This window comes from Rhodococcus sp. USK13, assembly GCF_018343855.1.
Classification (GTDB): Bacteria; Actinomycetota; Actinomycetes; order Mycobacteriales; family Mycobacteriaceae; genus Rhodococcus_F; species Rhodococcus_F oxybenzonivorans.
Window position 1 is genome coordinate 2237238 of the sequence record NZ_CP069242.1, and the last position, 22411, is coordinate 2259648.

Genomic DNA, 22411 nt, shown 5'->3' on the forward strand with positions numbered 1-22411 from the left:
GGAGAGAGCGGGCAGCGGGCTACCCGCTCTCTCCCCGATCGTGACCGAGATCCCCGGCGCCGGAACTCAGGCGTGGTGGGTGAAGCCCACCTGGCCGCGGCGGCGGTTCGGTGCGTAGCCGAGCTTGGCGAGGGTCTCGTCGGCATCGGCGTAGGTCTGACCGATCCGGTAGATGTCGCGGGCCTCCTTGCCGGTAGCAATCTCGCGGCCCAGTTCACCGGCGACGCGGACCAACTGCTCGACCTGCTGGACAGAGGTCATCTTCTCGCCCCTGCGTCCCCAGAGGGTGTCCTCGTTACCGCAGCGGGGGTGCAGGCCCATCGCGATCGCCATCGCGTTAACCGGCAACACGCTGCGCATCAGGGTCTCGAGGGTCAGGCAGGCGCCATCCGGGACTCGCTGGATGAAGTTCATGATGTTGTACGGGTTGGGGCCGTCGAAGCCGCCGCCGATGCCGACCCAGGTCAGGTTGAGCGGACCGGTGTAGATCCCGCGCCGGATGAGCCGCTCGACGGTCTCGAGCTGGGGGATGCTCGAGAGCTGGAAGTGCGGCTGAATTCCGGCCGTCTGCAGGCGACGCAGATGCTCCTCGACCCACGCCGGGCCTGCCGGGACCGTCATCTCCCGGTACGCCTCGGCGAGCTCGGGCCGCTCCATCGAGGTGCCGGCGATGTCGTCGGCGGTCATGAGTTCCATGATGTTCATCTGCGAGGTGTTGATCGCGATCGTCACCTGGTCGGGTGCGGGATCGAGGTCGGCCAGCATGTGCCGGGTGTCGTCCGAGAGCCACTTCGCGTCCGCGCCTTCGCCTTCGGGTGCGAAGGAGATCGATCCACCGACCTGTAGGATCATGTCCGGCACCGCCTGGCGCAGTCCGGCGAGCAACTCGTTGAACTTCGAGAGCCGCTTGGAGCCCTTGCCGTCGAGTTCGCGGACGTGGATGTGCAGGACGGTGGCGCCGGCCTCGTAGCAGTCCACAGCCTTTTGGACGTGCTCGTCCATCGTCAGCGGCAGGTCTTCGCGGAAGTCGTCCGGCTCCCACTCGGGACCGTACGGGGCACAGGTGATGACCAGCTTCTCCTGAGTCTCGGGGAAGAGGGCGTCGTCGTGGAAGTGCATGGGTGTTCTCCGTTCGAAATCAGTCGGATGAGAAGGGGAGAGAAGGTTTCAGAAGGGCCGGTCGCCGATGATCCCGGCACGTTCCATCTTGCGGACGGCGGGCCAGTAGTCCTGGACCGCGTAGTGCTGGGTGGACCGGTTATCCCAGATCGCGACGCTGTTCGGGGTCCATCGCCACCGCACCTGGTACTCGGGGATCGCGGCCTGGCTGATCAGGTAGTTGAGCAGATTGCTGCTGCCGGGTGCGTAGTCGATGCCGTACCGGATGTTCTCGGGGGTGTGGTAGTTGACGAAGTGGGTCGCGAAAGCGTTGACGAACAAAATCTTTTCACCGGTCTCGGGGTGCGTGCGCACCACGGGGTGCTCAGCGTCCGGGAACCGCTGGTGCAATGCGTGCCGCTGTTCCGTTGGCTGTGCGGCGCCGAACGACGCCTCGATGCTGTGCCGGGCACGGAGTCCGTCGATCTGCTTCTTCACCGCGTCCGGGAGTTTCGCGTAGGCCTCGGCCATGTTCACCCAGATGGTGTCGCCGCCGACCGGGGGCGTCTCCACGCAGCGGAGAACACAACCCATGGGCGGGTTCTCCCGCCAGGTGGCGTCGCAGTGAAAAGCGTTCTCGTAGTGCTCGGCCGGGCTGTCGAGGTCCTTGTAGATCTGCACGAGCCCGGGATGATCCGGGTCGCTGCCCGCGACGGGGTGATCTTCGAGCGGACCGAACCGTTCGGCGAGCGCCACGTGCTCACCGCGGGTGATGTCCTGGTCGCGGAGGAAGAGGACTTTGTATTCGAGAAGCAGTTCCCGAAGTTCGGCGAACAGTGCGTCGTCGCGGGAGGCGTCGCCGAGGTTCACGTCGAACAGTTCGGCGCCGAGGGAACACGTCATCGGTGCCAGCCGGAAGGAACCGGACGGGGAGATTATCGTGTGCCTTTCGGGTGAATGCGTCAGTTGCGCAGTGTCGTTCATGGTGGTGTCTCCGTCGTGGTGAAAGGTGTTGCGCTCAGAGGCGGAACACGGAGGAGCCGATGCTGCGGCCGGACTCGAGATCCCGGTGTGCCTGGACCGCGTCCTCTAGTCCGTAGCTCTGGTTGATCTCGATCCGGATTCGTCCCGCCTCGACGTGGTCGAAGAGTTCACCGGCGAGTTCGGCGCGCTCGGCAGGGTCGGCGATGTAGTCGGCGAGCGCGGGGCGGGTGACGAACAGCGAACCCTTGACTGCCAACTGCATCGCGTTGATCGGGGGAATCGGTCCGGAGGCCGTTCCGAAGCACACCAGCAGGCCGCGCCGGGCGAGGCAGTCGAGGGAGGTCTGAAACGTGGACTCACCGATGCTGTCGTACACAACCGGGACGCCGGCGCCGCCGGTAATCTCTCGAACCCGCTCGGCGACTTTTTCGCGGGTGTAGACGATCACGTGCTCACACCCGTGGGCGCGTGCGATCGTCGCCTTCTCGTCGGTGGAGACCGTGCCGATCACGTTGACGCCCAGCAGCTTCGCCCACTGCGTGAAGATCAGACCCACGCCCCCGGCGGCCGCGTGCAGCAGCACGGTGTCGCCCGCCTTCAGCGGATGAATGCGGCGCAGCAGGTACGCCGTGGTCAGACCCCGCATCGTCATCGCCGCCGCGGTGTCGAAGCGGATAGCCCGCGGCAGCGGGATCAGCGGTGCGGCCGGCATGACGCGTTCGGTGCTGTAGGCGCCGAGGGGGCTGCCCGTGTAGGTGACGCGGTCGCCGACCTGCACGTGGGTAACCCCGGAACCGACCTCTTCGACGACGCCGGCCGCCTCCACACCCATGCCCGCGGGCAGTTCGGCTGGGTAGAGACCGGTGCGGAAGTAGGTGTCAGCGAAGTTCAGTCCGACGGCCTCGTGCCGGATACGGACGCCGTGGGGGCCGGGTTTTCCCACCTCGACGTTCTCCCACTTCATGACCTCCGGAGCACCGTGCTCGTAGAACCGAACTGCTTGTGCCACAATGTTTCTCCTCTTCGATGTGCTGATCGGTGCGGTGCCGCGGCCGGACGATCGCGGCCGTTTGACGGGGATGATCCGGTGTGGCCGATCACCTCTCCGCACCGCTTCTGTGATGCACCTAACAGTACGGCTACTTTGGGCCATGCGCTTATCCTGACGGGACAGTCGGCCTATCATTCTGGGACAGGCAATCGGAGGTGGCATGAAACCCCTTGCTCGCTACGCGTCGCTGAACGGCTACCTGGAGCTGTGCCGGTCGCTCGGGATCGATCCGGCGCCGTTGATGAGATCCGCGGGTCTCGATCCGTCCGGTCTGGCACTTCAGGACCGGTGGGTCCCGGCCGCGGCGATCGCGCGCCTCCTCGAGCAGTCGGTAGAGAAGTCCGGGCGCGAAGACTTCGGGGTGCGCCTTGCCGAACGCAGACAGTTCTCCAACCTCGGCCCGCTCAGCCTCGTCGTCCGCGAGGAACCCGACGTCCGCAGCGCACTGCGCGTGCTCACCCGGTACGCACACACGTACAACGAGGCGTTGCGGACGCGGATGTCCGAGGTGAACGGCCTGGTGACCCTCCGCATCGAACTCGATCTCGGAGAGGCACTCGAGACTCGGCAGTCCATCGAACTCGCGGTCGGCGTGCTGCACCGGTTGCTGCGCGACTTCCTCGGCGGCGGCTGGAGACCACTCACGGTGTGTTTTCCGCACACGGCCCCGGCGGACACGGCAACGCATCGGAGATTGTTCGGTCCGGTCGTGACGTTCGAAAACGAGTTCGCCGGGATCGTCATCGAGGCGACCGACCTGGACGCGCCGAACAAGATGTCCGACCCGCTCCTGCGCCCCTACACGCAGCAGTTGCTGGACTCCTGGGAACCGGTGGACGACGTGACGATCGTGAGTCGGGTCCGCGAGCTGATCGAACTGCTGCTCCCCACCGGCCGCTGTTCCGTCGAGCAGGTGGCCCGCAGTCTGGGTGTGGATCGGAGGACCGTGCACCGCAGGCTCGCGGAGAGTGGGGAGTCGTTCTCGACGGTCCTCGACAGCACCCGCGCCGAGCTCGCCGAACGGATGGTGGCGAACCCTCGGCTGAGTCTCACCGAGATCGCGGATGTGCTCGCTTTCTCGGCGCCGAGCAACTTCTCACGATGGTTCCGCGGCCACTTCGGGGTCAGCCCCAGCCGTTGGCGGGAGCAGCGAACGGGTGAGCGCGGTTAGCCCATGCCTTCCGGGCTCGGGCAGGTGAAGGGGCGTCCGTTGATGGTGCCCAGCTCGACGCGCACCACAGGAGAGCCAGCTGTCGAAGAGGATTTCCCGGTTCCGGCCCCGCGGCCGGTGGCGAGTGCTTGGATTGAGGTATGTGCCGGTGGATGGCCTACTCGGGTGAACCGATCCTCGCGGAGGACCTGTTGTTCCGCCCTAAACACTCGCTGATCGATCAGAGTCTGCACTCACGTCTCGGGGCGACGACCACCAATGGTGACGGATTCGGTGTCGGCTGGTACGGCGAAGGCAGTGAGCCGGCGGTGTACAAGAGCATCGAACCGGCCTGGAATGACAGCAACCTGCGGGAGATCGCCGGTCAGGTGCGAACGGGAATGTTGCTTGCTCACGTGCGGGCCTCGACGGGAACACCGGTGCAGCGCAGCAACTGTCACCCCTTCCGGCACGAGCGATGGTTGTGGGTACACAACGGCGCCCTGCGAGGTTTCCACGAGGTCAGACGCGACCTGGTGATGGCCGTCGACCCGGCCCTGTTCCTCGACATCGAGGGTTCGACAGATTCCGAAACGTTGTTTTTCCTCGCCCTGACATTCGGCCTCGCCGACGATCCCTTCGGTGCGGTTGCCCGCGCGGTCGGCTTCGTCGAAGACGTCGGCCGTGCACACGGTGTCGACCATCCGGTGCAGATGACCGTCGCCACCACCGAGGGTGAATCGCTGTGGGTTTTCCGGTACTCGAGTGAACGGCAGTCGAGGTCGCTGTTCTTCTCCACCGAGATCGCGAAGCTGCGCGCACTGCACCCCGAAGTCGAGGTCCTGCACGAACTAGGTGGGGAGACTCGTTTCGTGGTCTCCGAACCCCTCCGCGACCTCGAAGGCGCGTGGAACGAGGTGCCCGAGTCTTCCGCCGGGGTCGTTCGACCTGGGCAGGACGAAATCCGCCCATTCGAGCCGATTTCACCCGGCTGAGTGCAGGGCTTCTTTCTGCGAGAATGGACTGCCGCACCGACATCGAAGGAGTCGCCATGACTGAACCGATCTTCGACAAGTCGGAGCAGCTGAAGCAAGTCGAACAGGGAATCCTTCCTGGTGAGCAAATCATCGCCGTCTACGACTGCATCGGCGCGGGTACCGGTTTCCTCGGGATGACGAACCTGCGTGTCGTGATCCAGGACAGGAGCTTCGTCGGGAAACGCACCGCGATCACGTCCATCCCCTACAAGCACATCCGGTCGATCTCATTCCTCAGCAACAAGTCGTGGGCCGGCCAATTCTTCTCCTCCAGCAGCATCGCCCTCGCGGTCGCCGGGACCACATACGAAGCCGACTTCCGCGGCGTCGACAAGGCCCACCACGTGCACACGGTGATCCTCGGAAACATCACGTGATGTAGCGGAAACTGTATGTTCTTCGACCTCGCAAGGTGACGTGCCTTGCGACCGGGATCAACGCACCCGGAGCACGTCGCGCAGGGCTTGCGCTACGGCTGGGTTGGCGACGTCGCCGTGGTCGGTGATCGTCGCGTCGGCCTGGAGGTTGAAAATCTTGCCGTGCGTGAAGGTGTACTGGTGCTGAGGGGTCGGCTTCCGTAGGAGTTGTTCGGTTCTGTCGAGTTCGGGAGTGTGTTGGGCGCCGTTGCGTCCCATGCCGCCGTAGGGGTCGTTCTGGTCGCCGAGCGCGGCGGCGTTGTCGCGGGCGATGCGTGAGGCCAGGGGGTAGGCGACGCCCACGGCGAGGTCATTCTTGGTGTGGGTGATGACGACCGGCCCGTTGACACGGCGCTCGCCGAGGACGGTACGGAACGCGCCGTCGTGCTGTCCGTCGAATCGTTGCGCAAGGCCGTTGTGGGAGAAGGCGGCCTGCAACAGGATGAGGCTGAGCGGGGCATCGGAGGGTGGGAGCGCGGCAGCGGTTGCGGTCACGAGCCGTCCGCCGAAGCTGTGTCCTGTCAAATGGATAGGAATTTGGGAATGTCGTTCTCGGACTCGGCCGAGAACCCCGGCCACACCTGTTTGGCCGACGGCGCCGGCGCGGGTCTTCATCGTGTAGTAGGTGGCGAAGTTCGCGATACGGCGGGCGGCGGCCTTGGCGCCGGACAACAAGTCTCCGAGAAAGGCGGCGCCGCCGCTGGTGTTTCCGGCCGCGCCTCCGGGACCGGTCGACAGTAGGACCGGCACCTCGCCGGTGAACTTCTGGAAGAGCTTCTCGGGATCGAGGTCGAGGAACTCTCTGGATGCGTCGTCGTCATGTGCCTGGCTCGGGTCCAGGAGGGTACGTATCTGCAGCACGAATTCGCGCCGCGCGTCTGCGGACGTGTCCAGGTCTTCGATCTGGGCTCGCGCGCGTTCCACGATGTCTCCTCGCGTCGGGTCGCTTCCGTCGGCGCCCAGCAGCACAGGGTCCTGCTCGAGCTGCGTCAACGCGACGAGAAGCGCTGCATCGTTGGCTGCGGTCGCGGAGGCGGCTCCTCCGCCGGGTATGAGCGATTCGAGTGCGAACCTCTTGCTCGGCCACAGCACTCTCATCACGGCCACGCGGGATCCGGATCCGTTTTCGGGCAGTCCGACCACCTCCAGCGAGCTGATGAGTGTGTCGTACAGCGTGGTGGCTTCGGCCTTGTCGTTGTTCCAGCCGTGCGCGAGGACGAGCAGGTCGGTGCTGTCGGCGAGGCCGTCGAGGAGCCGGACGACCTGGTTGTCGTCGTGAACGAGTCCGTCCTTGGTGAACTCGATCTCGAATTGTCCGGTGATCATCGGGTATGCCTTTCACACGGATTGAATGGCCTTCATCAGGTCGACGAGACCATGGCCTTCGAAGTAGCGTTCGCGGCCCAGGGGCACCGCGCTGGCGAGGAAGATGCGCTTGACCTCGTCGGAACGCCCGATGAATTCCTGTCGGATGGAAAGAAACGCGGCGATGGCCCCGGATACATGGGGTGCCGCCATACTCGTGCCGCTGTCTTCGAGGTAGTACGCGGTGAGCGACGTGGGCGCGGTACTGAGGGCGCTGGTAGGCCCGGTTCCAGGCATCGTGGCGAGCTTCGACAGCGCCGTTGCCTGCTTGGTCCCGGCCGCGCACGAGACGATGCGTTCTCCGGGTGCCACGAGGTCCGGCTTGAGGCGCCCGTCCGCCGTGGGTCCCTTCGACGAGAAATACGAAATTCCGAAGGTGTGGGGGGAGTCGCGATGAGTTGATCCGACGGTGATCGCACCGGCGGCGTTGCCGGGGTCGTTGATGGTGTTGGAGAGCCCTACCTTCGTCACGCGGGTGCTGGTCGGAAGGGTGGAGTAGCCGGTGTTGCCGGCCGCGGCGACCACGATGACACCGGCCTGCACCAAACGGTTCACCTCCGTGCACAGCGGACTTTGACCGCAGGCGAACATCTCGGCATCGAAGTCGTATCCCACACTGAGGTTTACCCCGTGCACCCGCAGAAGTTTGGGATTGTCGTTGAGTTTCTCGCGGATGTATTCCAGGGCCCGGACGATGTCGCTGGACCTGCCCGCCCCCTGATCGTCGAGGACGCGCAGGCTCACCAGGTGACAGCCCGGCGCCACACCGTGGAAGCGTTCGCGTTCGCGGTCGGTGCCGATCACGCGCGCATTGGTCACCGTCATCCGGGTTGGTTGGTTGTCGTCCTCGTCGCCCGCGACGATCCGGTCCTGGCGTTCGAGGACGACGTTGGTCACCGAGTTCGAGGCACGCCCGGAGATGATGCCGGCCACGTGGGTTCCGTGACCTAGGGGATCGGTCAGTGCCGAGGTGCGGTGAAGGTCGATGCGCTGGTCGCGGTCCTCCTTCGACATCGGTCCGCTGTCGGCCGGGTCCTCGTCCGGGTCGGGCAGCCGGTGACCGTGCACGTCGACGAAACATCGGTGCAGATTGCGGACCCCGGCGTCCAACAACAGGTGCTCTCCGTTGATGTCGCCGAAGTGCGGATGCGTGGCGTCGATCCCCGAGTCTAGGACTGCCCAGCAGATGCCTTCGCCACTGGCCTCGAAGGAACGCAGGGCGGCGTCCGCCTTGATGGTGGAGACGGACTTGGCGATATGGGCGCGAACCGGGAAGTCGGGCCACAGTCGGTAGATTGTGCGGTACGGAAAGTCGGACGGCGGCACCCCGACCGTGCCTGATGCGGGAGGTTGCCGACGGGCCGCCGCGTCGGTCGCCGCCCTGAGCGCGCGTTCCTGATCGACCGCCACCAACTGCTTCCACTCGGCCAGCGTCATCTCGCAGCGGAAATAGCCTTTCGAGATTCTCGTCAGCCGCCACGGGTCCGCATCTTCTCCTCTGTCCGCGGACGTCGCACGGAAAACATCGGTGAAGAGTTGACGAAAGGCGTTGGTGGCACCGGAGAGACCGTCGATGTGCAGGACGTTCAGCTCGACGAGGTACGGACCGCGGTCTTCGGGGACTGTGCCCAAACCCCATCGCCGGCGATTGTTGACATCCTCGAGCTCGGGCGGTGCGGTCTGCCGGTCGAGGCGCTCGCCCGAGAAATCATCCCGACTGGATCCGCCGTCGGTGCCTCGAGATCTCGGCTCGGTCATTCCTCACCTATATTCCGGTCTGGATTCGACGAGCGGCAGAACACCGAATCCACTGTGGCTCAGAAAATGTCCCGGGCGCATGCATTCCGTGCGCCGTCTTACGTTCCACCCTTTCCCATGAGCTGCCGCTGCGATCCAATGCAGCAGGAGCAAAGGCCGGTTGGTATGTTTCCATCGTCCTCTCCGGGGATGCGGGTGTCAGCGTTGGTTCGGCGCTCTAACTACTTACGATGTGGACGAGCCGGGCAGCGACGACCCATTGCCTTCTCCGATTAGGGGCCTGGGTCACTCACAACGGGTGACCTCGTGGATAGGGAGGGCGATACAGTCAGGCGACCTGGACGCTGCCTGGTGACTACTACACATGCGCCCTGTAGGGGGCGCTTCCCGCATCAACCGAACTCTCGCTGCGGCGAGTGGGCGCCCCGTGTCGAGAGTCCATTTCACGGTCCCTCGCCGGGAAACGGGTGGTTCCCGGTACATGTCTGGCACAAGCGGAGGTGATGCACATTGCCCGTCGACCGAGATCGGGCACGCGACTCGATACGGGCCTTGTCGGATCGGGACCTCGTCGAGCTGTTGGCCGAGGAACTCTCCCGCCGGTCGGCCCTGCGTCCCGTCCGCGACGACGTGACGGCGCTGCTCCGGCGGCGAGGGGACTCGGCGCCGGAGCCCGGCAGTGGTCAGATCCAGGGCATGTCGGGGTCGAGGGAATGGGAGATCACACCGTCGTCGGGTTCGAGGGGGTAGTTCGCGGCGTGGTACTTGGCGCTGGAGTTGCCGAAGAGGTCGACGCCGCCCGGCTGGGTGAGTGAGGTGCCCGGCTCATAGAGTTCGACCTGCTCGGGAACGTCCTCGTCGGGGGCATCGCAGGCGACCATGGGCCACGCATTGGCGCACCCGATGCGGTCGCGCACCTGGAAGGTGTGCGGGAAATTCGGTCCGGCGGCATCGGTGGGTACTGCTGCGGCGGTGGCACTCTGGGCCAGCACGGCACCGAATGCGAGGGCAACGCCGGCCGCGGCTGCGGCTGCGGTGCGTGTTGTGGTCGAGGACATTCTGTGGCTCCTGAAGTTCGGGGTTTTGGTGTTCTCGGACGACTACTAGTTTTCGCCGGAAGCCGGCGTTCGATAACTCCCCGGAGGGGGTGGTCGGTGACCCGGAGGGGGAAAGAAAGTACCCCTGGGAGGGGTTCCGCGGGAGATCGCACAATGTCTGTTTCGGCTCGGCAGGCGGAGTGGCTGACCGGGCCGTAGAGCTCGCTGATCACACATAGGGGGTGCGGAGCACAGTCGCAGACTCTTCGAAAGAATCGAAAGATGTTTCGGTTATTTCGAATGGAAGGGTTCAGAACGGGTGCGCAGGCGTTGGCAGCACACGTACCGTAGCCGCGCTTGTGCGCCAGCCACGCCAGTCCGTCATCATCGAGGCTGGACTCCAACACAATCCTCGTCCCGCTGCCCTCTGAAAGAGCCGGACAGCAAGGCCCCCCGCCACGGCTGATGGTGAACGATTACCACCGACCTGCCGTACTAAACTGCACACCCAGGCCCCGGCCAGCCCCGGTGACCAGCGCGGCAGAACCCGTGAGGTCGAATAAGTCGTTCTTGTTCATATTGCACCCTTTGTGCGTGTTAACAGCTCGTTGATGGATTGGACGTCGTCTCGATGAACGGTCGGCTGTCCTTGGGCAAGCAGGCTCTCGATGCGTCGATCAGACTGGAACCTGAACCTCTGTGCAAGAACAGAGTTCGGAATGGCGCTGAATTCGCGCAGCAGCCTGCGGAATTGAAAATCGAACTGGTGACAATACGGGTCTGTCGATACGCACATCCCAGCACTCGATGTGGACGTATCCGCTGGCCCATCGCAACGGGTGCGATCGATTGACATCGCATTCGGAAGGCGATGGTGCCGAGGTCGAGCACGACTCCCACTGACGCCGTGTTTGGTGCCCTGTAGTCCATTACGGCATCGGTCGGGACACGAATGTGCAGTCACTCGCGGGCGCGGGTGCACGTGACTGAGGCTCCTACCTGGGGTCAGCTGCATGGGCGAGCGGCGTGATGGCCGGTGCCCAGTAAAGGGAGGTCGACCGACTCTGCGGACGACAGTGGCGAACATGTCCGATATTGACTACCGCGATGTCCGCCTCCGGCAAGGCACCAACACCCGCACGCGGACGTTGCTCGACGCCGTGGTCGGTAAAACCCCGAACGGGGGCGTTCGATCGCTGTTCGAGACTCGGCTATCGAAGTGTGACGCTTGACACCCACTACATAAAATGCGAATGTAATCGCACATACACATTTTGTTGCTCCCGCGAGCTTGACCGATGCCGGTTCACATCCACCGTCAAGGGCGCGCCAGCTCCAAGCACTCCACTCCCCTACGTACAGAAAGAGCTTCAGATGACTACGATCGAATTAAGTCTGCCAACCACTGATATCGATCCCTTTTCGAATGAGGCACTCGCTAATCCGTACCCGATTTTCCAACAGCTCCGGGACTTGGGTCCGTTAGTCGAGTTGACTCGCCACGGTGTTGTCGCATTCTCTCGACATGCACAGGTGGTGGATGCCCTCACTGACTCGGAGACGTTTTCTTCGGCGGACGGCGTTGGGCTGAACGATGTGGCGAACAACTCGTTTGAAGGCACCCTTATCGGAACGGACCCCCCAGAGCACACTCGTTACCGTGCTGTCCTGGCCGAACGCCTCGCGCCCCGATCGCTTCGTGAGTTGAAGACCGACATCGAGGCCAGGGTGGACCGACACGTCGAAGACTTGGTGTCAAGAGGCTCTTTTGACGCGATAGCGGATCTGGCCCGCGCGGTACCGGTCGCGGTTGTCCTGGACCTGCTGGGGTTCCCACCGGAAGGGCGCGATCAACTGTTGAGTTGGGCTGAGCGTTTCGGTGATATTAACGGCCCTGCCAATGAACGGATGCAAGCAGCCCTGCCGGCGGTGGACGAACTCTTCGGTTGGTTGGCAACCACCTGCACTCGCGACCGGATGATCCCTGGAGGCTTTGCCACTACCATTCACGAGGCCGCCGAGCGCGGGGATATCCCTGAAGAAGCAGTAGTCCCACTCATGTCTAGCTACGCACTTCCGGCAATGGACACCACTATCAGCGCCCTCGGTAGTGCAATCCAGCTGTTTGTTGACAACCCGGACCAGTGGGAAGCACTACGCGAGAACCCGGCACTGATTCCCGGCGCGTTCAATGAGGTTATTCGCCTGGAATCCCCGATTCAAGCGTTCTCTCGGGTCACTCGGCGAACCTACACAACAGAGGGCTTTTCGATACCTGAGAACGTCCGGGTAGTCATCTTCTACGGAGCCGCGAACCGAGATGAGCGGAAATACCCTGACCCCGATCGATTCGATGTCCGGCGCGAAAACGTCGACCATGTCGCGTTCGGGCTAGGAACTCACGCTTGCCCAGGTCAGGGGCTTGCGCGGATGGAAGCTCACGCGGTCCTCGAGTCACTCACCCGACACGTCAGGACATGGGAGTCCGCAGGAGAACCGCGACGGAGATTCACAAACATCACCCGTTCGCTGGACCGGCTACCGGTTGTGGCCCATCGGTGAGTTTCAGAAAGGATCGGGGAATGCCTCAGATACACGCGGACAGAGATAAGTGCGAGGGCTACGGAAACTGCGTGATGGCGGCCCCCGACCTCGTCGATCTGGACGACGATGGAGTGGTCGTAGTGGTCAGGGAACGAGTCGGCGAGGTCGATGTCGGGAAAGCGGAGAGCGCCGCACGTGCATGTCCGGTGAATGCGTTACGGGTGGACAGATGAACGGCACTGCACTGATCGTCGGTTCCTCCGTGGCGGGCATTCGCACAGCTCAGTCGCTCCGCACGGAGGGCTGGCTCGGCCGCATCGTCGTCATAGGCGACGAACCCCACCTGCCTTACGATCGGCCACCCCTGTCGAAACAGATGTTGACTGATCGTACTGAAATCTCGCCGACACCACTGCTGACCAAGCACGAAGCGACGTCGGACAACATCGAACTCTTGCTCGGTACACCAGCAGTCGGCCTGGACACGACTGCGAAACGAGTTGCGCTGGCGGATCATCGAGAAGTGCCTTACGACCATTTGGTCATCGCAACCGGGGCTTCGGCCCGTCCATCGCCCTGGGGACAGATGCCGGGAGTTCACGTGTTGCGTGGGCTCGACGACTGCCTGGGGCTGAGAAAGGCACTTCATGGCGATGCCTTATCCGGCTCCGGTCATGTGGTTGTCATCGGAGCAGGGTTCATCGGTTCCGAAGTGGCGGCGGCTGCACGGGCGCTCGGTCTCAGAGTTTCGGTCGTGGCCCCTTCGGCCACGCCGCTGGTTCAGAATCTGGGCCCTGAAGTGGGAATGGAGTTGACCAAACTTCATCAGCGTCACTCCGTGGAGACACATTTCGGTTCCGCGGTGTCGTCTCTGACTTCTTCCGCGGACGGAATCCACGTACTGCTCGACAACGGCACGGAGTTGTCCGCAACTACGGTCGTCGTGGGGATCGGCGCAACGCCGAATGTGGAGTGGCTTAAGGACTCGGGCCTCACACTCGGCGATGGAGTGATGTGCGATGAACAAGGGCGCGCAAGCGGCGGGTCAGATATCTCTGCTGTCGGCGATGTGGCTTGCTGGACGAGGTCTCACGCGCCTGTTGCACGTCGGGGCGAGCACTGGACCCGTGCGGTGGAGCAGGCTAACTTGGTGGGTCGCCGACTCTGTGGCGTCTCGATCGAAAACATGGATCGGCAAGTGGATTACGTCTGGAGCGATCTCTATGATTGGAAGATACAGATAGTCGGCCAGCCTAGGCATGGCTGTCGAAGCGAGATCGTCGGAGATTTCGACGGAGCCCACACGAGGGCAGCCGTCCTGTACTCCGACGAAGAACAGCGCCTTGTCGGCAGCTTCATCGTCAACTGGCCGCGAGCGACGCTTCTTCTGCGAAAAGCAACAGAGCAACGGTCGAATGTGCGCGCAGCACGCGCGTTGATAGATGCCCGCGTTCCGCGCAACTCTGGGTCCACCATCTGACGCCGAGAGATCCTTACTGAAAGAGTCCCTTCCGGCGGAGAGATATAGGGCATCGCGCGATGGTCAGCCCATTCCGCCAGAACTACATCGCGCGATGCCCGACAATCTGTCCCGCACAAATCGAACTGCACAGCGTCGACCCGCAGCAGTGTCCGCTCAACGGATGATCCGATCCCCTTCAGGCGCTCTGTCCACGCAGCGCACCGACTCGCAGTCACGTCCGCGAGTAGCCAGATCAACTTTCGAGAGTCGCGCTGGGGTATGTGGATGCTCGACTCCGGACAGGAAACTGCACGAATACCGGAATTCGTTGTCGTACAATACATATAGAATCCCGTTGTCGTCATGGACCACCGCGACATTCGCGTCGATGACACCGGCAGCGCGCGACTCGTTGAAGCCGAGGCTGTCCCGGACGTCGTAGGAGTTGAGGTGGCGGTCCCGCGCTCGTTTCCTGCCGTGCGGTAGGCATCGGGCGTCTGCCAAGACACACCAACAGCAAGGGACCGCCGTGAAGAAGAGTAGCTAGAACCAGTCCGTGCTCGCGACATCGCCCGCGATCCCGGAGCAGGGCTAAACGTGGGCTAAGCGGCCGCGACGGACCAACAACCCAGCGAGGCGATCACGTGCTGCCGCTTGTACCCATGCCGAAACCTGGGCCGGGTCACGCAGATAGCATGTCGACGAAGCACCCACGGCGGGCTTCGCTCGGAGTGACGCCGAACCGGTCACGGAAGACCCTGGAGAAATGAGATGCCGAGCTGAAACCGCAGCGACGCCCGACCTCTGCCACCGTTATGTGGTGGCCTTCGGTGGAGACCAGGAGCCGAAGGGCCCGCTGCAGGCGCAGCTTCTGGATGTGTCGGGCAACGGTGGTCTCGCGCGCGGCGAAGATGCGGCCGAGATGTCGCTGACTCAGGCTCAGCGTGTAGGCGACGTCCGCGATCGAGAGCCCCGGGTCGTCAAGGTGGCTCTCAATGAATGCCGTAGCCGCGGTGAAGTAGTGGTCGCTGGTTTGCATCGGCTGCACGGACAACCGTCGGAGCGTCCGTAGAGCGTTCGCGAGAAATGTGTCACCGAACTCGTGGACGTCGACGTCGACTGGCCGCTCGAAGGCGCCCTGCAGAACGTCGAGTAGGTCGCGCGCCGTCTTCGTCTCCGCGCCGGTACCGGCATGACGCATCACCTTGAGTCGACGGAAACAGTCCTGCATCCCGATATCCGCGAGGTGGTGGCGCGGCACACTAGCCACGACCGCGCGCATCGCCTCGGTGAATCCGAGCATGAAAGGGCTGTCGGAGTCGTAGATCGCCACTTCCCCCTGCTTCACCAGCACGGGAGGCATCGTCCCGTTGAAATGAAACGACTCCCCGGAGATGACGAACGTGAACATCACCGAATCGATCGGTAGCTGGTCGGCCATGGTAGGTGTGCGCTCCACGGTATGGGCGTTGCCGGTGATGTCGGCGATCGACATTCCGTTGACCACGGCGCTACGCATCGTGCCGATCAGCCCGGACGGCGTTGGCGACCCTGCCCTGAGGCCTATCAGGTGACTGCGGTTGCGGGCCTCCCACACCGCGTTGCGGAGATTCGGCCGTACGTCGAGCGTGCTGATGATCTCCGTACCGTGCTCGTCGCAGCGGAGAGCGTCTTCGAGCTCGGAGTCGATCTTGGCGTGACTCATCATCTTCGGGTTTGCCTCTGCCGAGCCGCGGCTTGTGTCAACGACAGGGAGGCACACATCGTCTTCGGTGTGCTGGGGACACTGGTGACCGTGCGAGTGATCGGACAGGCGCGTGCCGCCGGCAGACCGTGCACCGAGGACGTCACGGCTTCTGCTCGCTCAACCCGAGGGCACGTGCCGATTGCTCTCGCATCTCAACCTTGCGGATCTTGCCGGTGACTGTCAGCGGGAACTCATCGACGACCATGACGTAGCGGGGGATCTTGTAGTGCGCCAGCTTGCCGGTTGCGAACGCACGCACCGCTTCGGGGGTCAGGGATTCTGCACCTGCGCGGAGCTTGATCCAAGCGCACAGCTCCTCGCCGTACGTCTGGTCGGGGACTCCGACTACTTGGACATCCTCGATGTGGGGGTGGGCGTAGAGGAACTCCTCGATCTCGCGGGGGTAGATGTTCTCCCCGCCGCGGATGACCATGTCTTTGATCCGGCCGACGATCTGGCAGTAGCCGTCCTCCCGCATTGTGGCTAGGTCGCCGGTGTGCATCCAGCCCTCGTCGTCGATCGACTCGGCGGTCTTGTCCGGGTCGTCCCAGTAGCCCGACATCACCGAATAGCCTCGGGTGCAGAACTCTCCCGGCTCGCCGCGCTCGACGGTCTCACCGGTATTCGGGTCGACGATCTTGATCTCCAGGTGCGGGTGGACGCGCCCGATTGTGGCTGTGCGCCGGTCCAGGTCGGCGTCGGCGCGGGTCTGGCAGGAGACAGGCGCTGTCTCTGTCATGCCGTAGGCGATCGACACCTCAGTCATGTGCATGTCGGTGATGCATCGCTTCATCACCTCCACCGGGCAGGGCGACCCGGCCATGATGCCGGTTCGCAGGGAGGTCAAGTCGTATGACGGGAAGTCCGGGTGGTTCTGCATGGCTATGAACATCGTCGGGACGCCGTACACGCCCGTGCAGCGCTCGGCCTCGATGGTGCGCAGCGTAACGCCGGGGTCGAAGCCCGGCGCGGGGATGACCATCGTGGTGCCGTGGGAGGTGCAGCCCAGATTCGCCATCACCATCCCGAAGCAGTGGTAGAAGGGCACCGGGATGCAGAGCCGGTCCTCCTCGGTGAGATTGATCAGCTCGGTGGTGAAGAACCCGTTGTTCAAGATGTTGCGGTGGGTGAGGGTGGCACCCTTGGGGGCCCCGGTTGTGCCCGAGGTGTACTGGATATTGATGGGGTCCAGCGGGTCCAGGACCGCCATCTTCTCTGCGAGGGTGTCCGGCGGTAAGGGTTCCCCCTGAGCAAGGAGGTCGGCCCAGTCGTCGGTATCGAGGTAGACGACCTGCTTCAACGAGGGGCAGTCCTCGCGCGTCTCCTCGACCATGCCGCGGTAGTTCGACGTCTTGAAGCTGGTGGCAGCTATGAGCAGGGACATCGAGCTCTGGTTGACGGCGAAACCGAACTCGTGCGTGCGGTAAGCCGGATTGAGGTTGACCAGGATCGCGCCGATCTTGGCGGTGGCGTACTGGGTGAGCGTCCATTCCGCGCAGTTCGGCGACCAGATCCCCACTCGGTCGCCTTTGACGATGCCTGCGGCGACCATTCCGCGGGCGACTCGGTTGACGTCGGCGTCGAACTCGGCCCAGGTCCATCGTCGGCCGCTCGCGACTTCGATCAGCGCTTCGCGGTCGGGACGCATCGCCACCGTGCGTTCGAGGTTCGCGCCGATCGTCTCCACGAGGAGCGCCGGATGTGTTTCCCCTGAGGCGAAAGACAGCATTTTCATACCTCCGATTTCAGCTTTCGGCAGGACAGGGGCCGGTTCAGGACGTCCGGGTCGCTAGGTCCTTCAGGGACCTGGCGACCCCGGACGTTCACGAACAAGCCCCGCAGAGTTCGATGGTTCTCGTCACGGGTTCGAGAGGAAGTCAGACACCAGCGCCAGCGTCTCCTCCATCTGCTCGACCTGCGGGATGTGCCCGGACTTGGGCAGCACGTGCACCGTGCTGCCCGGGACCCGGGCGCCGTATTCGGCGGCGTAGGAGGACGGGATGATCCGGTCGTCCTCACCCCAGACGACGAGGACCGGAGCGGTGATCCGGTGCAGACGACGGGAAAGGCCGCGGTCGGGAACGGGCCACAGGAACTTGGCGCCGCAGCCCATGGTCCACGTGAGGTGGGCCAGCGCGTCCACGGCGGCCTTGGGGTCGTCGGGAAGCGCCAACATGGCACGAGGACGATCGGCCGAGGGGTCGCTGAACAGCAGGTTTGGCGCTTCCGACGGCGGCGCGGTCAGGATGTCGAGCGTCCAGGGCTTGTCCTCGAACCACAGTCCCGCCGGGCCGAGTAGAGCCACCTTCTCGAAGAGGTCCGGGAAGAAGGATGCGAGTTCGGCGGCCAGCATGCCGCCGAAGGACTGACCGATGACCGGCGATCCGCGGAGGCCGAGCTTGCCAAGGGCCTCTTCGTAGATCAGCGCGAGTTCGGGGATGTCGTTGACCTTGTGGATGGCGAACGGGTCGTCCTCACTGGTTCCTGGCAACTCTGGTGCGTAGATCGTGTGGGTGTGGGCGATTTCGTCGAGGAAGTCGTCGCGGACGAATCCGCCGAGCGGATGCAGGTAGACCAGAGCGGGTCCGGTCCCGAAAACCTTGAATTGCAGGTTGATCTGGCCGCCCCAGACGCTGACGGTCTGGGTCTCCATGGTGATCTGAGATGTCATTTCAGTCGTGCTCCTGCCGTGTCCGCTTGCCTGCTGGATGCCGGCTGACCCCCGAGAGCGACGGGCCACCAGCGATTGTCACCGTCGTATTCCGACCAGAGTGGTCGCAGATGCGGCGCCACTTCGCTCGCGAACAGGTCGATGTTGTGTTTGGTGAGCTCGATCGGCATCGAGCCGACCTGGAGGAAAATCAGAAGTTGGCCGATCCGGAAGCTGCGCGCGTAGTCCGCGAGCTTTTCTCGGACTGTGGCCGGGCTTCCGGCGACGACCAGGCCCGACCGCACCGCGTCGGCGTAGGACGGGGCCGGGAGGTTGGCGGGCGGCGCCGGCTGCGCCAACAGAACCTTCAGTCCCTGAGGGCTGATTCCGCCGGGTAGCGCAAGGCGATGCATGGGGATGTGCCCGAGCCCCCGAGACAGGTGGTACTCGAGGTGCTTGCTGTAGAGCTTCTCGGCATCCTGGTCGGTCTCGCCGACCAGCACCGTCACTGCCATCGCCGCCCGATAGGGGTTGGCGTCGAACCCCATGTCCGAGGCCATCGACCACATGCTGTCGAAGATCGGTGCGGCGGCGATCTTCGGGTCGCTCCCCAGCGTGACGAGGTTGAATCCCAGGTCTCGCTCGAGTGCGAAGCGGGTCGTCGCGGGATTTCCGATGCCGGTGATGCTGACGGGCGGGTGCGGATTCTGGTACGGCCGGGGCCAGATGTTCACGTTCATCGACTGGGAGTAGCGGCCGTTCCAGGCGAAGGGCTCGCGCTCGGTCCACGCTCGCAGGATCAGCTCGAGGTTCTCGTCGTAGCGCCCCCGAGTCTCGATGGGGGGGACGCCTGCATTGACGTTGGCGTCGTACGCCAGGCCCACGGGGAATCCGGAGATCAGCCGACCGCCGCTGAGGGAGTCGATCCATGCGAGTTCTTCGGCAACTCGCACCGGCTCGTGGCTCTTTCCCAACGACCGTCCGAGGGTGTAGATGCCGACCCGCAGGCCCTCGGCCTCCGTCGCGTACGCCAGCGCGGCAGCACCGAGGTCAGGATTGGGATTGATGTCGTAGGAGCTGCTTCCGTGTTCTTGCAACCCCACCGCGTCGAAACCGGCGCGGGCAGCGTGCATCGATTCGTCGAGAGCGTCGCGCAGGTCGGTGTGCATGAGATCCCGGTCGGCGAGCTCGTAAAACGGGTTCGTCACCACCGACTCGTTGTGACGTTTCGCGAAGTTGTCCGGCAGGTGCCGGTACGGGATTTGCTGGACGTATGTGAGTTTCATCGATTCCTCTGCTCAGTCAGGCGGGGACAAATTGGTTACTGGAGCCGGCGTCGCTCCACAGTTCGAGATCGCGGTGGCGGTCGAGCCGGTCCACCGGGGAAGGCAGCCGAGAATGGCGGTTTGCCGGCTTTTCGGTGCGGAAAGCGCCGGCATGGAAGATCAGAGGGTCAGCGGCATCGTGTCCGTAGGCGACGACCTGCCCTATGAACAAGATGTGATCACCAGCCTCGACACTTCGCCACGGCGTGCATTGCAACCAGGCGGCGCATTCCCGCAGTCGTGGCACGTCCGTGTCCTGGTGCCAGGGGACGCGAAGGCTCGCACTGGGCCGCCCCGCGAAGTGCATGGCGATGTCGTCTTGATGAGCTCCCAGGACATTGACCGCGAACGAGGCGTTATCCAAACCTTCGCGTGAGCGGGCGGTCTTGGCGATGGACACCAGGACGAGAGCTGGGTCCAGCGATACCGACACGAACGAGTTGACGGTGGCTCCGCGCGGACCTTCGGGGCTGTCGTAGGTGATCACCGCGACGCCGGTGGGAAAGGATCCGAGGCATTTGCGGAGAGCGAGTTGCTCGGGGCTAGGAGGGGGTTTGGGGGACATGGCACTGCTCCTGATTGCTGTGCGCCTGGCCGTTACCGACAGGGGGTGTCTAAGCGATTGGCCTGCCACCGACCATGAATGTGAATGTACCGTTACATTTTCATACTTTGCGGGCTGTGTCAACGGTCACATCACGACGTCTCGCTAGAATCGGTCAATGACCTCATCCGTTCCTGACGTACCTCCCGCCATGCAGGAGCGCAGCAAGCGGACGCTCGAGCGGATATACCGGGCGGGCACCGAAGTCCTCGAGAAACAAGGGCCCAGCGCCGTGACGATCGCGAACGTCGCAGCCGCAGCAGGGGTCTCGACCGGCAGCATCTACCGCCGGTTCGGCTCGAAGGACCAACTGCTCACCGTCATCCAGCACGAGTTCATTGAGGAATTCAAGGCCGAGATGGCGAGCAGGCTCAACGGAGAGCACTTGCAGCCGGATGCGTCGTTGAACGACGTCGTGCGCGTCGCGGTGCAGGGTTTTGCCGGGACCTTCGAAACCCGCCAGCGCCTCTTGCGGGAGCTGATGCTGGTTTCGACGGAGAACCCAGCAGTGTTCGAGGTGGGGTCTCGCGGAGCAATCGAGTGCGGCGCCATGTTCCGGGAGCTGCTGCTCGGCGTCGCAGACAAGATCACGCGGCCCCATCCGGAGCAGGCCATCGACTACGCCTACCGCATGCTCTACTCGATGTGCGCCTTCCGCGCGCTCTTCGGCGAAAACGTCGAGTCCACCAGGCCGGCGCCCTGGCCTGCGCTCATCGACGAGATGACCACGGCGTTGTGCGCCTATTTCACCGCCGACAGCTGAGACCAACGCCCGCCGATGGCCGCCCGACAACGCCCATCACGCTCACTCGTCCGATGCCGTCCACGTCGGAGTCGTGACATGCCGCACGCGTCCAGCTTCCTTCGGTGCGGCAACGGTGGGCGTCGGCACGGAACTGTGCCGATACGGTTCACGACAGCTCCCCGGCGACGACCGACATCCGGCTTGGCTCTCGCCCGGTAGCCCGGCGCACGGGTTGCGGCGTCTTGTCCGAGACGGACATCGCAGTAGTCGGTCTCGGACATGTCCTCTCATCCTCGCGGCGGACTCGCTGACTTCCCTCTACTTTGGCACCGACCATTACGCCGCTTGCACCTGAACCAGGTAGCTGAGACCAGCGGCGAATGACATTGAGAGACATCATGGAAGGCGCGTCATGAAAGCCGCACGATTACACACCTTCGGCACCGACTTTGTCATCGAGGAGGTACCCACGCCGACTCCCGGCCCAGGACAAGTCCTGATCAGGGTTGCCGGCGCGGGCGCGTGCCATTCCGACCTGCACATCAAGTCGGGCGAAGTGCAAGGCGTGGTCCTGCCACACTCTCGGGCACGAGAACGCCGGCTGGGTCGAGTCGTTCGGCGACGGCGCTGAAGGACAAGGCCTCGAGGTCGGGGATGCGGTCGTGGTCTTCGGTGGTTGGGGCTGCGGACACTGCAGTTTCTGCCTCGGCGGCAAGGAACAGATGTGCGACACGTTCCGGTGGGGTGGGATGGGGCCCGAGGGCGGCTATGCCGAGTACCTCCTGGTTCCCTCGATCCGGCATCTTCTGCCTGCCGGCGGGCTGGATCCTGTCCTCGCCGCGCCTCTCACTGACGCGGCGCTCACCCCTTACGCAGCGGTCAAGAAGACCCTGCCTCATCTCACTGCGGGCACGAGCGCCGTACTGATCGGAGCCGGCGGGCTCGGTCAGTACGGGGTGCAGTTCCTGAAGCTTCTCTCGCCGGCCAAGGTCGTCGTGGTCGAGTCCGATCCCGACAAGCGTGCTCTGGCGAAGACATTGGGTGCTGACGTGGTCGTTGACCCGCACCGTGATAGCGCACTGGACGCGATCCAAGTGGAGAGCGGCGAGAACGGTGCGGCCGTCGTGCTCGACTTCGTCGGTGTCGACTCGACCATGGCGCTCGGTTCAGCTGTCCTCGGACGCGGCGGCCTGTTCGTGCTCGTCGGGCTGGCAGGCGGCACGGTGCCGTTCTCATTCTTGGGGCTCGCTCCGGAAGCCATGCTGACCTCGAGCAACTGGGGGTCACGCAACGAGTTGGCGGAGGTGCTGGCTCTCGCGCGTAGCGTCGATCTGGTCTCGACCATCGAACGGTTTCCGTTGTCGGAAATCAACGAGGTGTTCGACCGCCTGGACCGAGGCCGCATCACCGGTCGAGCTGTTCTCGTTCCCTGAGAGCT

20 protein-coding genes and 1 pseudogene are annotated in these 22411 nt (G+C 63.9%); 10 read left to right on the plus strand and 11 right to left on the minus strand.

Translation table 11 applies throughout. From position 1 onward, the window contains the following. Nucleotides 1-66 precede the first annotated feature (66 nt). Genes JQT59_RS12985 through JQT59_RS12995 form a run of 3 tightly spaced genes read right to left on the minus strand, consistent with a single transcriptional unit; the run spans nt 67 to nt 3091 of the window. Nucleotides 67-1119 (minus strand): beta-keto acid cleavage family enzyme, encoded by a 1053-nt coding sequence (locus tag JQT59_RS12985; RefSeq protein ID WP_213576475.1) that lies wholly within the window; start codon nt 1117-1119, stop codon nt 67-69. A gap of 48 nt (nt 1120-1167) precedes the next feature. Beyond that, the gene (locus tag JQT59_RS12990; protein WP_502939818.1) at nt 1168-2082 is read right to left on the minus strand and encodes a TauD/TfdA dioxygenase family protein; all 915 of its coding nucleotides are present in this window, start codon (nt 2080-2082) and stop codon (nt 1168-1170) included. A 34-nt stretch (nt 2083-2116) separates the two neighbouring features. Then, on the minus strand, nt 2117-3091 hold the full coding sequence (locus JQT59_RS12995; RefSeq protein ID WP_213576476.1) for a quinone oxidoreductase family protein: 975 nt from the start codon (nt 3089-3091) through the stop codon (nt 2117-2119). 202 nt (nt 3092-3293) lie between these two features. On the opposite strand from JQT59_RS12995, the gene JQT59_RS13000 reads away from it, so the two are divergent. The 3 genes from JQT59_RS13000 (at nt 3294) to JQT59_RS13010 (ending at nt 5697) form a co-directional block, all read left to right on the plus strand. Then, nucleotides 3294-4304, plus strand: a complete 1011-nt coding sequence (locus JQT59_RS13000; RefSeq protein ID WP_213576477.1) for an AraC family transcriptional regulator — start codon at nt 3294-3296, stop codon at nt 4302-4304. 152 nt (nt 4305-4456) lie between these two features. Further along, entirely contained in the window at nt 4457-5278 is an 822-nt protein-coding gene (locus tag JQT59_RS13005; RefSeq protein ID WP_213576478.1) for a class II glutamine amidotransferase, read from the plus strand. Nucleotides 5279-5334: 56 nt separating this feature from the next. Further along, nucleotides 5335-5697 (plus strand): PH domain-containing protein, encoded by a 363-nt coding sequence (locus tag JQT59_RS13010; protein ID WP_213576479.1) that lies wholly within the window; start codon nt 5335-5337, stop codon nt 5695-5697. A gap of 57 nt (nt 5698-5754) precedes the next feature. Here the strand turns inward: JQT59_RS13010 and JQT59_RS13015 are convergent, their stop codons facing one another. The 3 genes from JQT59_RS13015 to JQT59_RS13025 all read right to left on the minus strand — a co-directional run bounded on the left by JQT59_RS13015 (nt 5755) and on the right by JQT59_RS13025 (nt 9917). Then, nucleotides 5755-7062 (minus strand): alpha/beta fold hydrolase, encoded by a 1308-nt coding sequence (locus tag JQT59_RS13015; RefSeq protein ID WP_213576480.1) that lies wholly within the window; start codon nt 7060-7062, stop codon nt 5755-5757. A 12-nt stretch (nt 7063-7074) separates the two neighbouring features. Beyond that, nucleotides 7075-8859 carry a S8 family peptidase gene (locus JQT59_RS13020; protein WP_213576481.1) on the minus strand — a complete coding sequence of 595 codons (1785 nt, stop codon included), beginning with the start codon at nt 8857-8859 and terminating at the stop codon, nt 7075-7077. 683 nt (nt 8860-9542) lie between these two features. Continuing rightward, nucleotides 9543-9917, minus strand: a complete 375-nt coding sequence (locus JQT59_RS13025; RefSeq protein WP_213576482.1) for a hypothetical protein — start codon at nt 9915-9917, stop codon at nt 9543-9545. 1064 nt (nt 9918-10981) lie between these two features. Here JQT59_RS13025 and JQT59_RS13030 point away from each other — a divergent pair. The 4 genes from JQT59_RS13030 to JQT59_RS13045 all read left to right on the plus strand — a co-directional run bounded on the left by JQT59_RS13030 (nt 10982) and on the right by JQT59_RS13045 (nt 13920). Next, a complete protein-coding gene (locus JQT59_RS13030) occupies nt 10982-11128 on the plus strand; it encodes a hypothetical protein (protein ID WP_213576483.1) in 147 nt (48 codons plus the stop codon). 142 nt (nt 11129-11270) lie between these two features. Then, the gene (locus tag JQT59_RS13035) at nt 11271-12458 is read left to right on the plus strand and encodes a cytochrome P450 (RefSeq protein WP_213576484.1); all 1188 of its coding nucleotides are present in this window, start codon (nt 11271-11273) and stop codon (nt 12456-12458) included. Between the two features lie 20 nt (nt 12459-12478). Beyond that, nucleotides 12479-12673 carry a ferredoxin gene (locus JQT59_RS13040; protein WP_213576485.1) on the plus strand — a complete coding sequence of 65 codons (195 nt, stop codon included), beginning with the start codon at nt 12479-12481 and terminating at the stop codon, nt 12671-12673. Continuing rightward, complete coding sequence (locus JQT59_RS13045; RefSeq protein ID WP_213576486.1) at nt 12670-13920, plus strand: NAD(P)/FAD-dependent oxidoreductase; 1251 nt, start codon at nt 12670-12672, stop codon at nt 13918-13920. The genes JQT59_RS13040 and JQT59_RS13045 overlap by 4 nt, the downstream gene beginning before the upstream one ends. Before the next feature lie 664 nt (nt 13921-14584). Here JQT59_RS13045 and JQT59_RS13050 read toward each other — a convergent pair. From JQT59_RS13050 to JQT59_RS13070, 5 genes are all read right to left on the minus strand, one after another. Continuing rightward, nucleotides 14585-15610 (minus strand): helix-turn-helix domain-containing protein, encoded by a 1026-nt coding sequence (locus JQT59_RS13050; RefSeq protein ID WP_213576487.1) that lies wholly within the window; start codon nt 15608-15610, stop codon nt 14585-14587. A 139-nt stretch (nt 15611-15749) separates the two neighbouring features. Continuing rightward, entirely contained in the window at nt 15750-17378 is a 1629-nt protein-coding gene (locus JQT59_RS13055; RefSeq protein WP_213577716.1) for an AMP-binding protein, read from the minus strand. A gap of 129 nt (nt 17379-17507) precedes the next feature. Next, nucleotides 17508-18320, minus strand: coding sequence for an alpha/beta fold hydrolase (locus tag JQT59_RS13060; protein ID WP_213576488.1), 813 nt, complete (start codon nt 18318-18320; stop codon nt 17508-17510). After that, nucleotides 18317-19585 carry an LLM class flavin-dependent oxidoreductase gene (locus JQT59_RS13065; protein WP_213576489.1) on the minus strand — a complete coding sequence of 423 codons (1269 nt, stop codon included), beginning with the start codon at nt 19583-19585 and terminating at the stop codon, nt 18317-18319. The genes JQT59_RS13060 and JQT59_RS13065 overlap by 4 nt, the downstream gene beginning before the upstream one ends. Nucleotides 19586-19601: 16 nt before the next feature. Then, nucleotides 19602-20189, minus strand: a complete 588-nt coding sequence (locus JQT59_RS13070; RefSeq protein ID WP_213576490.1) for a flavin reductase family protein — start codon at nt 20187-20189, stop codon at nt 19602-19604. 157 nt (nt 20190-20346) lie between these two features. On the opposite strand from JQT59_RS13070, the gene JQT59_RS13075 reads away from it, so the two are divergent. The 3 genes and pseudogenes from JQT59_RS13075 (at nt 20347) to JQT59_RS13080 (ending at nt 22406) form a co-directional block, all read left to right on the plus strand. Further along, nucleotides 20347-20991 carry a TetR/AcrR family transcriptional regulator gene (locus JQT59_RS13075; RefSeq protein WP_213576491.1) on the plus strand — a complete coding sequence of 215 codons (645 nt, stop codon included), beginning with the start codon at nt 20347-20349 and terminating at the stop codon, nt 20989-20991. Nucleotides 20992-21385: 394 nt separating this feature from the next. After that, a pseudogene (locus JQT59_RS38005) lies at nt 21386-21713 on the plus strand (alcohol dehydrogenase catalytic domain-containing protein); the annotation flags it as partial. A gap of 9 nt (nt 21714-21722) precedes the next feature. Then, complete coding sequence (locus JQT59_RS13080; protein ID WP_502939850.1) at nt 21723-22406, plus strand: zinc-binding dehydrogenase; 684 nt, start codon at nt 21723-21725, stop codon at nt 22404-22406. Nucleotides 22407-22411 lie beyond the last annotated feature (5 nt).

Bases quoted from the DNA above. Each gene is read 5' to 3' on its own strand.
- JQT59_RS12985 (WP_213576475.1), bottom strand. From the start codon at position 1,119: ATGCACTTCCACGACGACGCCCTCTTCCCCGAGACTCAGGAGAAGCTG.
- JQT59_RS12990 (WP_502939818.1), bottom strand. From the start codon at position 2,082: ATGAACGACACTGCGCAACTGACGCATTCACCCGAAAGGCACACGATA.
- JQT59_RS13000 (WP_213576477.1), top strand. From the start codon at position 3,294: ATGAAACCCCTTGCTCGCTACGCGTCGCTGAACGGCTACCTGGAGCTG.
- JQT59_RS13005 (WP_213576478.1), top strand. From the start codon at position 4,457: ATGGCCTACTCGGGTGAACCGATCCTCGCGGAGGACCTGTTGTTCCGC.
- JQT59_RS13010 (WP_213576479.1), top strand. From the start codon at position 5,335: ATGACTGAACCGATCTTCGACAAGTCGGAGCAGCTGAAGCAAGTCGAA.
- JQT59_RS13015 (WP_213576480.1), bottom strand. From the start codon at position 7,062: ATGATCACCGGACAATTCGAGATCGAGTTCACCAAGGACGGACTCGTT.
- JQT59_RS13020 (WP_213576481.1), bottom strand. From the start codon at position 8,859: ATGACCGAGCCGAGATCTCGAGGCACCGACGGCGGATCCAGTCGGGAT.
- JQT59_RS13025 (WP_213576482.1), bottom strand. From the start codon at position 9,917: ATGTCCTCGACCACAACACGCACCGCAGCCGCAGCCGCGGCCGGCGTT.
- JQT59_RS13030 (WP_213576483.1), top strand. From the start codon at position 10,982: ATGTCCGATATTGACTACCGCGATGTCCGCCTCCGGCAAGGCACCAAC.
- JQT59_RS13035 (WP_213576484.1), top strand. From the start codon at position 11,271: ATGACTACGATCGAATTAAGTCTGCCAACCACTGATATCGATCCCTTT.
- JQT59_RS13040 (WP_213576485.1), top strand. From the start codon at position 12,479: ATGCCTCAGATACACGCGGACAGAGATAAGTGCGAGGGCTACGGAAAC.
- JQT59_RS13045 (WP_213576486.1), top strand. From the start codon at position 12,670: ATGAACGGCACTGCACTGATCGTCGGTTCCTCCGTGGCGGGCATTCGC.
- JQT59_RS13050 (WP_213576487.1), bottom strand. From the start codon at position 15,610: ATGATGAGTCACGCCAAGATCGACTCCGAGCTCGAAGACGCTCTCCGC.
- JQT59_RS13055 (WP_213577716.1), bottom strand. From the start codon at position 17,378: ATGCTGTCTTTCGCCTCAGGGGAAACACATCCGGCGCTCCTCGTGGAG.
- JQT59_RS13060 (WP_213576488.1), bottom strand. From the start codon at position 18,320: ATGACATCTCAGATCACCATGGAGACCCAGACCGTCAGCGTCTGGGGC.
- JQT59_RS13065 (WP_213576489.1), bottom strand. From the start codon at position 19,585: ATGAAACTCACATACGTCCAGCAAATCCCGTACCGGCACCTGCCGGAC.
- JQT59_RS13070 (WP_213576490.1), bottom strand. From the start codon at position 20,189: ATGTCCCCCAAACCCCCTCCTAGCCCCGAGCAACTCGCTCTCCGCAAA.
- JQT59_RS13075 (WP_213576491.1), top strand. From the start codon at position 20,347: ATGACCTCATCCGTTCCTGACGTACCTCCCGCCATGCAGGAGCGCAGC.
- JQT59_RS13080 (WP_502939850.1), top strand. From the start codon at position 21,723: ATGGGGCCCGAGGGCGGCTATGCCGAGTACCTCCTGGTTCCCTCGATC.